The 12886-nt window shown below is 61.7% G+C and carries 10 protein-coding genes; all 10 read right to left on the minus strand.

The window, feature by feature from the left end; genetic code table 11:
- Positions 1–18 precede the first annotated feature (18 nt).
- The 10 genes from NGM28_RS22450 to NGM28_RS22495 all read right to left on the minus strand — a co-directional run bounded on the left by NGM28_RS22450 (position 19) and on the right by NGM28_RS22495 (position 12855).
- Entirely contained in the window at positions 19–1587 is a 1569-nt protein-coding gene (locus tag NGM28_RS22450) for a SpoVR family protein (protein ID WP_252091528.1), read from the minus strand.
- Positions 1584–2855 carry a YeaH/YhbH family protein gene (locus NGM28_RS22455; RefSeq protein ID WP_213659292.1) on the minus strand — a complete coding sequence of 424 codons (1272 nt, stop codon included), beginning with the start codon at positions 2853–2855 and terminating at the stop codon, positions 1584–1586. The genes NGM28_RS22450 and NGM28_RS22455 overlap by 4 nt, the downstream gene beginning before the upstream one ends.
- 141 nt (positions 2856–2996) lie before the next feature.
- On the minus strand, positions 2997–4919 hold the full coding sequence (locus NGM28_RS22460) for a PrkA family serine protein kinase (protein ID WP_240063897.1): 1923 nt from the start codon (positions 4917–4919) through the stop codon (positions 2997–2999).
- Between the two features lie 285 nt (positions 4920–5204).
- Positions 5205–5534 carry a thiosulfate sulfurtransferase GlpE gene (glpE, locus tag NGM28_RS22465; RefSeq protein ID WP_240063896.1) on the minus strand — a complete coding sequence of 110 codons (330 nt, stop codon included), beginning with the start codon at positions 5532–5534 and terminating at the stop codon, positions 5205–5207.
- Between the two features lie 13 nt (positions 5535–5547).
- Positions 5548–6405 (minus strand): symmetrical bis(5'-nucleosyl)-tetraphosphatase, encoded by an 858-nt coding sequence (locus NGM28_RS22470; protein WP_252091530.1) that lies wholly within the window; start codon positions 6403–6405, stop codon positions 5548–5550.
- On the minus strand, positions 6405–6785 hold the full coding sequence (gene apaG / locus NGM28_RS22475; protein WP_011531838.1) for a Co2+/Mg2+ efflux facilitator ApaG/CorD: 381 nt from the start codon (positions 6783–6785) through the stop codon (positions 6405–6407). The genes NGM28_RS22470 and apaG overlap by 1 nt, the downstream gene beginning before the upstream one ends.
- A gap of 152 nt (positions 6786–6937) precedes the next feature.
- Entirely contained in the window at positions 6938–7738 is an 801-nt protein-coding gene (gene rsmA / locus NGM28_RS22480) for a 16S rRNA (adenine(1518)-N(6)/adenine(1519)-N(6))-dimethyltransferase RsmA (protein WP_252091532.1), read from the minus strand.
- The gene (pdxA, locus tag NGM28_RS22485; protein ID WP_252091534.1) at positions 7735–8724 is read right to left on the minus strand and encodes a 4-hydroxythreonine-4-phosphate dehydrogenase PdxA; all 990 of its coding nucleotides are present in this window, start codon (positions 8722–8724) and stop codon (positions 7735–7737) included. Before pdxA ends, rsmA begins: the two co-directional genes overlap by 4 nt.
- The gene (gene surA / locus NGM28_RS22490) at positions 8721–10040 is read right to left on the minus strand and encodes a peptidylprolyl isomerase SurA (RefSeq protein WP_252091536.1); all 1320 of its coding nucleotides are present in this window, start codon (positions 10038–10040) and stop codon (positions 8721–8723) included. The genes pdxA and surA overlap by 4 nt, the downstream gene beginning before the upstream one ends.
- The gene (locus NGM28_RS22495) at positions 10021–12855 is read right to left on the minus strand and encodes an LPS-assembly protein LptD (protein ID WP_240063892.1); all 2835 of its coding nucleotides are present in this window, start codon (positions 12853–12855) and stop codon (positions 10021–10023) included. Before NGM28_RS22495 ends, surA begins: the two co-directional genes overlap by 20 nt.
- Between the last annotated feature and the right edge of the window lie 31 nt (positions 12856–12886).

Below are 12886 nucleotides of genomic sequence, written 5' to 3' on the forward strand. Positions count from 1 at the left end.
GGCACGCATGGAGGAGGGTCAGAGGTGATGAACCACGGCCAGGTCCATGCGTCCGTATTCACCGGCCTCGCCATGCTCGCTGCGGGGCGGCATGTGGTGGGTCTTCATGACCTGGTCGCCTTGCACGGTTTCCAGGTGGATGTCGAAGCCCCACAGGCGGTGCAGGTGCTTGAGCACTTCGTCGGTGGAGTCGCCCAGTGGTTTGCGGTTGTGTTGCTGGTGGCGCAGGGTCAGGGAGCGGTCGCCACGACGGTCGATGCTCCAGATCTGCACGTTGGGCTCGCGGTTGCCCAGGTTGTACTGGGCGGCCAGCTGTTCGCGGATGGTCCGGTAGCCCTCTTCGTCGTGGATCGCCGGTACCAGCAGATCGTCGCGCTGGTCGTCGTCGAGGATGCTGAACAACTTGAGGTCGCGGATCACCTTCGGTGAGAGGTACTGAAGGATGAAGCTCTCGTCCTTGAAGCTGCTCATGGCGAACTTGATGGTGGACAGCCAGTCGCTGCCGGCGATCTCCGGGAACCAGCGGCGATCTTCCTCAGTCGGGTGCTCGCACATGCGACGGATGTCGGTATACATCGCAAAGCCCAGGGCATAGGGGTTGATGCCGCTGTAGTACGGGCTGTCGAAGCCGGGTTGGAACACCACGCTGGTATGCGACTGGAGGAACTCCATCATGAAGCCTTCGGTGATCAACCCCTCGTCGTAGAGGTCGTTCATCAGCGTGTAGTGCCAGAACGTTGCCCAGCCTTCGTTCATCACCTGGGTCTGGCGCTGCGGGTAGAAATACTGGGCGATCTTGCGCACGATGCGCACGACTTCGCGCTGCCAGGGTTCGAGCAACGGGGCGTGTTTCTCGATGAAGTAAAGGATGTTTTCCTGCGGCTCGGCCGGGAAGCGCGCGTCATCTTTTTCGCTGCCTTTCTCCGCGCCTTTGGGGATGGTGCGCCAAAGATCGTTGATCTGCCGTTGCAGGTGTTCCTCGCGTTCTTTCTGGCGGCGCCGCTCCTCTTCCGCAGAGATGGGGTAGGGGCGTTTATAGCGGTCCACGCCGTAATTCATCAGGGCGTGGCAGGAGTCGATCAGGTCTTCCACGGCGTCGATACCGTGGCGCTCCTCGCATTGGGCGATGTACTGCTTGGCGAACACCAGGTAATCGATGATCGAACTGGCATCAGTCCAGGTGCGGAACAGGTAGTTGCCCTTGAAGAAGCTGTTGTGGCCGTAGCAGGCATGGGCGATCACCAGTGCCTGCATGCACATGGTGTTCTCTTCCATCAGGTAGGCGATGCACGGGTCGGAGTTGATCACGATCTCGTAGGCCAGGCCCATCTGCCCACGGCTGTAGGACTTCTCGGTGCTGAGGAACTGCTTGCCATACGACCAGTGGTGATACCCCAGGGGCATGCCCACGGAGGCATAGGCATCCATCATCTGTTCGGCGGTGATGACTTCGATCTGGTTCGGGTAGGTGTCCAGCGCATAGCGCGCGGCCAGGCGGCTGATCTCGCGGTCGTAGGTCTGGATCAGTTCGAACGTCCACTCCGAACCGACGGAAATGGGTTGGCGTCTCTGTTCTCTGGCGCTCATGTGGCTAACCTGCGCTGGAAGAGTTCACGGAAGACCGGGTAGATATCGCCGGCCGATACCAACTGCTGCTGGGCGAAAGTGTCCGGATAGGCTTCGCCTATGCGCTCGTACTCGTACCACAGCGCCTGGTGTTCGCGTGGAGTGATCTCGACATAAGTGTAGTACTGCACGTGCGGCATGATCTGGTTGGCGAGGATGTCGCGGCAGATCGGCGAGTCGTCATTCCAGTTGTCGCCATCCGAGGCCTGGGCGGCGTAGATGTTCCAGTCACTGGCCGGGTAACGTTCGGCCATGATCTCCTGCATCATTTTCAGCGCGCTGGAAACGATGGTGCCGCCGGTCTCGCGGGAGTAGAAGAATTCTTCTTCGTCCACTTCACGGGCACTGGTGTGGTGCCGGATGAACACCACCTCGATGCGGTCGTAGTTCCGCTTGAGGAACAGGTACAGCAAGATGAAGAAGCGCTTGGCGATGTCCTTGGTGGCCTGGGTCATGGAGCCGGAAACATCCATCAGGCAGAACATCACCGCCTTGGAGCTGGGGTTGGGTTGCTTGATCAGCAGGTTGTACTTGAGGTCGAAGGTGTCGAGGAACGGCAGGCGGTTGATGCGCGCCTTGAGGCGTTCGATCTCGATCTCGGTTTCCTGGATGTCGGTGAAGTTGTCCGGCTCTTCGACTTTCAGCCGGTCCAGCTCCTTCTGCGCTTCCCGCAACAAGGCGCGGCTGCTGCCGGTCAGCGCGATGCGCCGGGCATGGGCCGAGCGCAGGGTGCGCACGATGTTGATGCGCGAGGGATTGCCTTCGTTGGCGATACCGGCGCGTACGGTCTTGAAGGTGTCGGTCCCGGTCAGGTGGCGCTTGACCAGGTTGGGGAGTTCGAGGTCCTCGAACATGAACTCGAGGAACTCCTCCTGGGTGATCTGGAAGACAAAGTCGTCCATGCCCTCGCCGGAGTTGCCGGCCTTGCCGCGCCCGCCACCGCCGCCGCCACCCTGAGGGCGGGCAATGTGTTCGCCGGCGGTGAATTCCTTGTTGCCGGGGTGAACGATGGTCTGCTTGCCGCCACGACCATGGTGCAGCACCGGCTCATCGATATCGCGACCCGGGATGCTGATCTGTTCGCCATGCTCCATGTCCATGATAGAGCGGCGACTCACGGCCTCTTCGACGGCTTTCTTGATGTGCTCGCGGTACCGCCGCAGAAAGCGCTGGCGGTTGACCGTGCTCTTGTTCTTGCCGTTCAGGCGTCGGTCGATTACGTAGCTCATGGGCCCTCCGGTGACTGGATGCAGCTGCAAGCCTCAAGCTTCAAGCTGCAAGAAAGAGCAGCCACCGCCGCGGCAAGCTGCAGCGTCCACCTTGACGGCGGCGCTGAACAGCTTGCAGCTTGCGGCTTGACGCTTGCCGCGTTATTGCGATTTCCTGACCCGCAGGTACCATTCCGACAGCAGGCGCACCTGTTTGTCGGTGTAGCCACGCTCCACCATCCGGGTGACGAAGTCGTTGTGCTTCTGTTGATCTTCTTTGCTGGCCTTGGCGTTGAAGCTGATGACGGGCAGCAGGTCCTCGGTGTTGGAGAACATTTTTTTCTCGATCACCACCCGCAGTTTCTCGTAGCTGAGCCAGCTTGGGTTCTTGCCATTGTTGTTGGCCCGGGCGCGCAACACGAAGTTGACGATCTCGTTGCGGAAGTCCTTCGGATTGCTGATGCCGGCCGGTTTCTCGATTTTCTCCAGCTCTTCGTTGAGGGCGATGCGGTTGAGGATCTCGCCGGTTTCCGGGTCGCGGTATTCCTGGTCCTGGATCCAGAAGTCGGCGTACAGCACGTAGCGGTCGAAGATGTTCTGGCCGTATTCGCTGTAGGACTCGAGGTAGGCAGTCTGGATTTCCTTGCCGATGAACTCGATGTAGCGCGGTGCCAGGTACTCCTTCAGGTAACGCAGGTAGCGCTCGCGCACCTCGGCCGGGAACTGCTCCTGCTCGATCTGCTGTTCCAGCACATAGAGCAGGTGCACCGGGTTGGCCGCAATTTCGTGTGGATCGAAGTTGAACACCTTGGACAGGATCTTGAACGCAAAACGCGTCGACAGGCCGTTCATGCCCTCGTCGACACCGGCTGAGTCGCGGTATTCCTGGATCGACTTGGCCTTGGGGTCGGTGTCTTTCAGGTTCTCGCCATCGTAGACACGCATCTTCGAGTAGATGTTGGAGTTTTCCGGTTCCTTCAGGCGCGAGAGCACGGTGAACTGGGCCAGCATCTTGAGGGTGTCGGGCGCGCAGTGGGCCTTGGCCAGCGAGCTGTTGACCAGCAACTTGTCGTAGATCTTGATCTCGTCGCTGACCCGCAGGCAGTACGGGACCTTGACGATGTAGATCCGGTCGATGAACGCTTCGTTGTTCTTGTTGTTGCGGAACGTGTGCCACTCCGACTCGTTGGAGTGGGCCAGCAGGATGCCGGTGTAGGGGATGGCTCCCAAGCCTTCGGTGCTGTTGTAGTTGCCCTCCTGCGTGGCAGTGAGCAGCGGGTGCAGGACCTTGATCGGTGCCTTGAACATCTCGACGAATTCCATCAGGCCCTGGTTGGCCCGGCACAGCGCGCCCGAGTAACTGTAAGCGTCGGCATCGTTCTGTGGAAATTCCTCGAGCTTGCGGATATCCACCTTGCCCACCAGGGCTGAAATATCCTGGTTGTTCTCGTCGCCCGGTTCGGTCTTGGCGATGGCAACCTGGTTGAGGATAGAGGGGTAGAGCTTGACCACCTTGAACTGGCTGATATCACCGCCAAACTCCGCCAGGCGCTTGGTGGCCCAGGGCGACATGATGGTGTTCAGATAACGTCGCGGTATCCCAAAATCTTCTTCCAGGATGGCGCCGTCCTCAGTGGCGTTGAACAGCCCCAAGGGCGATTCGAACACCGGCGAGCCCTTGATAGCGTAGAACGGAACTTTTTCCATCAACTGCTTGAGTTTTTCGGCCAGCGACGATTTACCGCCGCCCACCGGGCCCAGCAGGTAGAGGATCTGTTTCTTTTCTTCCAGGCCCTGAGCGGCATGACGGAAGTAGGAGACGATCTGGTCGATGCATTCTTCCATCCCGTGGAAGTCGGCAAAGGTTGGATATCGACGGATCACCTTGTTGGAAAAGATCCGCGACAGCCTGGAGTTGCTGGAGGTGTCGATCAGCTCGGGTTCACCGATGGCCATCAACAGCCGCTCGGCCGCCGAGGCATAGGCACTGCGATCTTGCTTGCACAGTTCGAGGTACTCCTGCAGGGAGAGTTCTTCCTGCCGAGTAGATTCGAAACGCTGTTGGAAGTGGCTAAAAATGCTCATGACGTCACCTCGCTCGATACGTTGAGACGACGCCGGATCAGTCAGCTGATGCTGGCATGCAACCGGGCTTGCCGATTGCTGTATACCCCCCAGAACACCTTGAAACGCTACCGATGACCCGCACGCCGGTGTACCGGCTCTCCCCTTTTTTTGGATGGCCTGGGCTTAAGGATAGTTGGTTATACGCAAGGTCAAGGGCGGGGAGCCAAGAAGACGCCTACGACCGTTCGTCAGGTCTGGCGCGAGCCCGCACGGAGCGCGGGCTGCAGGAAAAATGAAAAAAAGTTATTCGGCGCTGCCCTGGGCCGTCTCGCCTGGGTAGGTGCTGCGCCACAGCTCGAAGCCACCGTCGATGCTGTAGACGTTGGAGAAGCCCTGGCCGACGAGGTAGGCGGCGGCGCTCTGGCTGGAATTGCCGTGGTAGCAGACAACCAGTGTAGGCGCGTCGAGGTCGGCGTTGCGGATGAAGTCGGCCACCGAGTGGTTGTCCAGATGAGTGGCGCCGGTGATGTGGCCGGCGGCATAGGCTTGCGGGTCGCGGATGTCGACCACGACCGCACCCTCGGCACGCAGGGCGAGGGCTTGCTCGGGGCTGATACGCTTGAATTCGCTCATGGGTGCGGTTCCTTCAGGGCTGATCGTTATTGAGTGCTGCGGGGCGAGGGGTGCCCTCGCGGGTGCAGTCGCAGCGGTGATATTCGCCACTGTCGACGTTGTACAGGGTCATCGCGCCACCCCAGACGCAACCGGTGTCCAGGGCAATCACGCCCGGTACGTCGACGCGGCCTTCGAGGGCGGCCCAGTGGCCGAAGATGATCTTCACGTGCCGCGAGCGGCGGTCCGGGTGGTCGAACCAGGGCTTGTAGCCCTTGGGCGCGCTCTCCAGCCCTTCCTTGCTCTTGAGGTCGAGCTTTCCGGCGGCGGTGCAGAAGCGCATGCGGGTGAAGTAGTTGGTGATCACTCGCAGGCGTTCGACGCCGGCCAGGTCCTTGCTCCACTTGTTGGGTTCGTTGCCGTACATGCCATCCAGGTACAGCTTGAGCCGGCTATCGTCGCGCAGCACTTCCTCGACTTCGGCAGCCAGTTCCAAAGCCTTGCCCAGCGTCCACTGCGGTGGGATGCCGGCATGGACCATGGCAATGCCGCGTGGCTCGTCGTAGTGCAGCAGCTTCTGCCGACGCAGCCAGTCGAACAGTTGGTCGGCGTCCGGGGCCTCGATGATTTCGCGCAGGGTGTCGCTTTTCTTCAGCCGTTCGACGTTGTGCCAGGCGGCCAGCAGGTGCAGGTCGTGGTTGCCCAGCACGCAGACCAGCGAATCACGAATCGAATAGAGGTAGCGCAGGGTTTCGAGCGACTCCGGGCCGCGGTTGACCAGGTCGCCTACCAGCCACAGGCGGTCGACCGCAGGGTTGAAGCGCACGCGTTCGAGCAGGCACTTGAGTGGCTGCAGGCAACCTTGCAGGTCGCCGACCGCGTAGGTGGCCATCAGTGCAGTGCTCCGGGCACGGCCAGGCGGAACGGTGCGATGGTGGCGTCGAAGCGCTTACCGTCCTCGGCGAACATCTGGTAGCTGCCCTGCATGGTGCCGACGCGGGTGCTGATCACCGCGCCGCTGCTGTAGGTGTGGCTCTGGCCGGGCTCAATCAGCGGTTGCTGGCCGATCACGCCCGCGCCGCGGACTTCCTCGACTTCGCCATCGCCGTTGGTGATCAGCCAGTGCCGGGACATCAGCTTGGCTTTCACCGTGCCGTTGTTCTGCACGGTGATGGTATAGGCGAAGGCGAAACGGTCGTTCTCGGGGTCGGATTGATCTTTGAGGTAGCGGGTCACGACGCTGACGTCGATCTGGTAGCGGGGGTCGGACATGCAAGGGCCTTGGGCGAACTGACGCAATAATGCAGTCTAGGCCATTGGCGGGGGGGAGGGCCAGCGGTGCAGGGGGCTACGGGCCCCGTTCGCCGGCAAGCCTGCTCCTACATTAGCCTGTAGGAGCCGGCTTGCCGGCGAACAGTAGGCGATTAGCCCTGCTGTTCGGCCAGCTTGTCGGCCAGGCGCACGAATGCGGCCAGGTCCAGCTGCTCGGGGCGCAGGCTGCCATCGACGCCGGCAGCCTCGATGGCCTGGCTGTCGAGCAGGCCCTTGAGCGTGTTGCGCAGGGTCTTGCGGCGCTGGTTGAAGGCTTCGCGTACCACGCGCTCGAGCAGCAGCGGGTCCTTGGCCGGGTGCGGCAGCACCTCGTGGGGGACCAGGCGCACGATGGCCGAGTCCACTTTCGGTGGTGGGTTGAACGCACCGGGGCCTACGTTGAACAGGTGCTCCACGCGGCAGTGGTACTGGACCATGATCGACAGGCGACCCCAGTCCCCACCACCCGGGCCTGCGGCCATGCGCTCGACCACTTCCTTCTGCAGCATGAAGTGCATGTCGCGGATCAGGTTGGCGTGGGCCAGCAGGTGGAAGATCAGCGGTGTCGAGATGTTGTAGGGCAAGTTGCCCACCACCTTGAGGCTGTACTCCGGCACGCCCAGCTGGTTGAAGTCGAACTTCAGGGCGTCGCCCTGGTGCAGGCGGAAATTGCCGCGCCCGGCGAACTTGTGTTGCAGGATCGGCACCAGGTCCTTGTCCAGCTCCACCACGTCCAGCTGTGCGCCGCTGCCCAGCAGGCCTTCGGTGAGCGCGCCCTGGCCAGGGCCGATTTCCAGCAGGTGTTCGCCGGCCTTGGCGTTGATCGCCCGCAGGATGCGGTCGATGATTCCGGCGTCATGCAGGAAGTTCTGGCCGAAGCGCTTGCGCGCCCGGTGTTGGTAGTGCTCGTTCATGGTCGGTTCTCGGCCATCTGGTAGGCGGTTTCCAGGGCGACGCGCAGGCTGCCGGTGTCGATCCGGCCGCTGCCGGCCAGGTCCAGGGCAGTGCCGTGGTCGACCGACGTGCGGATGATCGGCAGGCCCAGCGTCACGTTGACCGCGGCGCCGAAGCCCTTGTACTTGAGTACGGGCAGGCCCTGGTCGTGGTACATCGCCAGCACCGCGTCGCAGTGCTCCAGATATTTGGGGGTAAACAGGGTATCGGCCGGCAGTGGTCCGCGCAGGTCCATGCCTTCCTGGCGCAGGCGCTCCAGGGCGGGCTCGATGATATCGATTTCTTCGCGGCCAAGGTGGCCGCCTTCCCCGGCGTGCGGATTGAGCCCGCAGACCAGGATGCGTGGGTTGTCGATGCCGAACTTGTCGCGCATGTCCGCATGCAGGATGCGGGTGACGCGCTCGAGGCGTTCGGGGGTGATGGCATCGGCGATGTCGCGCAGGGGCAGGTGAGTGGTCACCAGTGCCACGCGCAGGCCTCGTGTCGCCAGCATCATGACCACTTGCGCGGTATGGGTGAGGTCGGCGAGGAACTCGGTGTGCCCGGAGAAGGCGATACCGCTCTCGTTGATCACGCCCTTGTGTACCGGGGCGGTGATCATGCCGGCGAAATCACCGTTGAGGCAGCCTTGGCCGGCGCGGGTGAGGGTCTCCAGGACGAAGGCAGCGTTGGCCTTGTCCAGTTGCCCGGCCACCACTGGCTTGGCCAGGGGAGTGTCCCAGACGTACAGGCTTCCGGCGGGGGCCGGGTGATCCGGGAAACTGCCAGGCGTGACTGGGCGCAGGTCGACGGCCAGCCCCAGCTGCGTGGCCCGCTCGACGAGCAGGTCACGGCTGGAGATGGCGATCAGAGGATGGGGCTGGGCCTCGGCGGCGAGCAGCAGGCACAGGTCGGGGCCTATGCCGGCTGGTTCACCGGGTGTAACGGCGAAGCGCAGGGGCTTCACTGGCCGGCCTGGTCGGCGCCAGGCAGCTTGATTTCAACGTAGGCTTCGTCACGGATCTGGCGCAGCCAGGTCTGCAGCTCTTCGTCGTACTTGCGGTTGCGCAGAACGTTCATGGCCTGCTGCTCGCGTGCCTGAGCAGTGCTGTCGGTGGCGCGGCGGCCCATCACTTCAAGCACGTGCCAGCCGTACTGGGTACGGAACGGGCGGGTGACTTCGCCTTGCTGGGCGTTGGCCATCTGCTCGCGGAACTCCGGCACCAGGCTGTTCGGGTCGACCCAGTTGAGGTCGCCACCGTTGAGCGCCGAACCCGGGTCTTCCGAGAAACTCTTCGCCAGTTCGCCGAAGTCTTCACCGTTCTTGATCCGGTCGTACAGGCGTTCGGCCAACTGCTCGGTGGCCTTGTCGCTGCGGATCTCGCTGGGCTTGATCAGGATGTGGCGTACGTGCACTTCGTCGCGCAGCACACTGCTTTCGCCACCGCGCTTCTCCTCGAGCTTGAGGATGATGAAGCCGTTGGGGATGCGGATTGGCTGGGTGATGTCACCGGTAGCCATGCTGCTGAGCATCTTGGCGAAGTCAGGTGGCAGCTGGCCGGCCTTGCGCCAGCCCATCTCGCCGCCTTCCAGGGCGTTCTCGCTGGCCGAGCGCGCGATGGCCAGGCGACCGAAGTCGGCACCTTGCTTGAGTTGCTGGTAGACGTCGCCCGCTTGGCGAGCTGCTGCCTGGATCGCGTCGGAGTTGGCGCTTTCCGGGGTCGGGATGAGAATGTTGGCCAGGCGGTACTCTTCCGAGAGCTGCATCTTGCCCAGGTCCGAGTTGAGGAAGTTCTTCACTTCCTGCTCGGAAACCTGGATGCGCTCGGCCACCCGACGCTGACGCACGCGGCTGATGATCATCTCGCGCTTGATCTGCTCGCGGGCGTCGTCGTACGACAGGCCGTCGTGGGCCAGGGCGGCGCGGAACTGCTCCAGCGACATGCCATTGCGCTGGGCAATGGTGCCGACGGCCTGGTTCAGTTCCTCGTCGGTGATGCGGATACCCGAGCGCTCGCCGATCTGCAGTTGCAGGTTCTCGACGATCAGGCGCTCCAGCACCTGCTGCTCCAGCGCACCTGCCGGTGGCACGCCACCGCCACGCTTGGCGATGGTTTGCTGCACTTCGTGCACACGCTGGTCCAGCTGGCTCTGCATGACCACGTCGTTGTCGACGATGGCCACTACACGGTCCAGGGGCTGCGGTGCGGCATGCGCCGCGCCACTGAGTAAAGCGGCGCCCAGCATTAGCGGGCGCAGACGATCAATAAGCTTGGTCTTCACGTGTACGATAACCTTGAATGCCTTGGTCCAGGAACGACTCGACCTTGTTGCCCACTACACCGCCGAGGCCCTTGAGCACGACTTGCAGGAAGATGCCATGGTCACCCTTCTCGTTGCTTGGGGTGGCCTGGCTGAAGTCGTCGTAGTCCATCCAGTAGCGGTTGATCAGACGCAGTTTCCAGCAGCAGTTGTCATACTCGAAACCACCCATGGCTTCCAGGGTGCGGTTGCGGTTGTAGTCATGCTGCCAGCGTGCGATGACACTCCATTGCGGCACGATCGGCCAGATGACCGAGAAGTCGTGCTGCTGGATCTTGTAGTAGTCCTCGATGTAGCCCGGCTGGCCCTTCGTACCATAGCTGCCGCCGCCCACTTTCCAGACACCGGTCAGGGAGTCATAGGTGATCGTGTCATTGCGATAGCGATAACCGAGGTTGACGATCTTGTTCGGGTTGTCTTCAGGCTGGTAGTGGAACATCGCGCTGCCCGAGCGGGTGCTGCGGCTGTCCGGATCCCAGTTGAAGTCCGAGTTGAAGCGCCAGTCACGGTTGAAGGCGTACTCGTATTCGAGCGCGTACGGGGAGACATCCGACAGGCTGTCCTTGCGGGTGCGGTAGTCGATGCCTGGCAACTGGACCTTGCGATCCTTGAAGTAATAGGCCTGGCCGATGCTGAAGCGTTGGCGTTGGAAACCATTGTCTTCGACCCAGCGGTTGGTCACGCCGAGTGACAACTTGTTTTCATCGCCGATGCGGTCAGTGCCAGCGAAGCGATTGTCGCGGAACAGCGAGGCATAGTTGAACAAGGTTTCGCCGCTGTCGAAGAGCGGAATATCTTTCTGGTCCTTGTAGGGGACGTACAGATAGAACAGGCGCGGTTCGAGTGTCTGGCGATAATTCGTGCCGAACAGTTGCGTTTTCCGGTCGAAGTAAAGCCCGCTGTCGACGCTGAAGACCGGGATGTCGCGGTTCAGCGTGCTGTTGTAACTGCCATAGGCTGGGTTTGCCGACTGGGCAATCGCTTGCTGCTTGCCCTGGCTGTCCAGGTCAAGATCGTAGTGGGTGTAGACGTACTTCAGTTTTGGTGTCAGGAAACCATAGCTGGCCTCCATCGGCAGGCTGATCGCAGGTGCCGCATTCAAGCGAGTACCGTTGGCGCGGGCAATACCACTGACACTTTCATCGATGCGGCGACCGCCGATGATGTTGCCATTTGAATCGTATACATAACCCAGCGAGCCGTCGGGTTGGCCATCCTTGTTGAACACAAGGTCATTCTTCAGGTCGCGGTCGAAGCGTACGGCTTCGGTTTCATAGCTGAAGTCGAGCCCGCCCGGATGGTAAGGCAACATCCCGTTGAAGGTGACCTGTGGCAGCCTGTCATACGGAGTGATCTGCGAAATGGTCGCCATTTCGTAGGCATGGACATTCAAACCAGCGGTATAGCTGTCACCACGATAGGTGAGCGCGCCCCGTTGGTTGACGTAGTCTTTCTTCTCCACACCGATCTGATCCGATTCCAGATCCTGGAAGTAGAACGGATCACTGATGTCGGTGTAGTCCACTTCGGCCATCAGGCGCTCGTCCAGACCGCCCTTGTGCTGCCAGTTGACCATCCAGCGTTCTTTCTTGTAGTCCGTCTGCAGCTTGCGGTCATCGCTCTCGTCACTGAGATACGCACCGCCGAACTGGCCTTCGCTGGACTTGGTCAGGTAGCGGAACTCGCCTTCCATCAACAAGCCGCGCTTGGCCATGTAGCGTGGGTACAACGTGGCATCGTAGTTGGGTGCCAGGTTGAAGTAGTACGGTGTGACCAGCATGAAGCCACTATCGCCGCTGGAGCTGAACGAAGGTGGCAGGAAGCCGGACTGGCGACGGTCGTCGATCGGGAAATAGATGTACGGTGTGTAGAACACCGGGAAATCCTTGACCCGCAGCGTCACGTTGGTCGCGGTACCGAAACCGGTGGCCGGGTTCAGGGTGATGTTGTTGCCCTTGAGCTGCCATGCGTTGCTGCCCGGCTCACAGGTGGTATAGGTACCGTCCTTGAGGCGGATGATGGCGTTTTCGGCACGTTTGGCGTACAGGGCGTTGCCGCGGATGTGCGACTTATGCATCACATATTCGGCGTTGTCGACCCGGGCTTCGCCGGTGTCGAGCTGGATCTGCGCCTCGTCGCCGACCACCAGCGAGCCGTTGTCGCGGATCTTGACGTTGCCTTTGAGCTCGCCACGGTTCTCGGCCTGATACAGGTTGGCTTCGTCGGCCTCGGCCTGCATGCTGCCCTGGCGCATGACCACGTCACCGGCGAGCGTCGCGATTTGCTGCTCTTGCTGGTACTTGGAGACCTTGGCGTTGATGTAGGTGGGCGACTCGTCCTTGGGCGTGGTGTCGTTCATGCCCGGGCGGGTCGGCTCGATGTAGGCGCCGCCGCAGTAAGGACCGGTCTCGGCCAGTTGTGCAGCGGTAAGCTTCTCGCGCGGTACCCAGTCCAGATGGCTGTAGTCTTCGCTGCGCGACTTAAGAGCGCGGCCTTTCGACTCGGTGACCAGCATTGGTTTTTCGGCCTGCGCCTCGCCAGCCTCGCCCGGTGCTTCAGCACCCGAGCTTGCGGCGGCAGCGCCTGGGTGCACCGGGCGTGGCGGCAGGTTGCCTGTGGCCTTGGGCTTGCAGTCCCAGCCGCCGGCAGCGGACACTTGGCAGTCGAACTGCTCGGCCGCTACCACGTACGAGGTGGCCAGGGGTTGCAGTGCCAGCAGACCGCCAGTCACCAGCAACGGAAACTTTCTACGAAACGCGGGGGATTTCAATGCCATCTTATTAGTCCGGGCTTCCTGCGTGCCATCT

The sequence above is a fragment of the Pseudomonas sp. MWU13-3659 genome (assembly GCF_023757525.1).
GTDB classification, from domain to species: domain Bacteria; phylum Pseudomonadota; class Gammaproteobacteria; order Pseudomonadales; family Pseudomonadaceae; genus Aquipseudomonas; species Aquipseudomonas entomophila_E.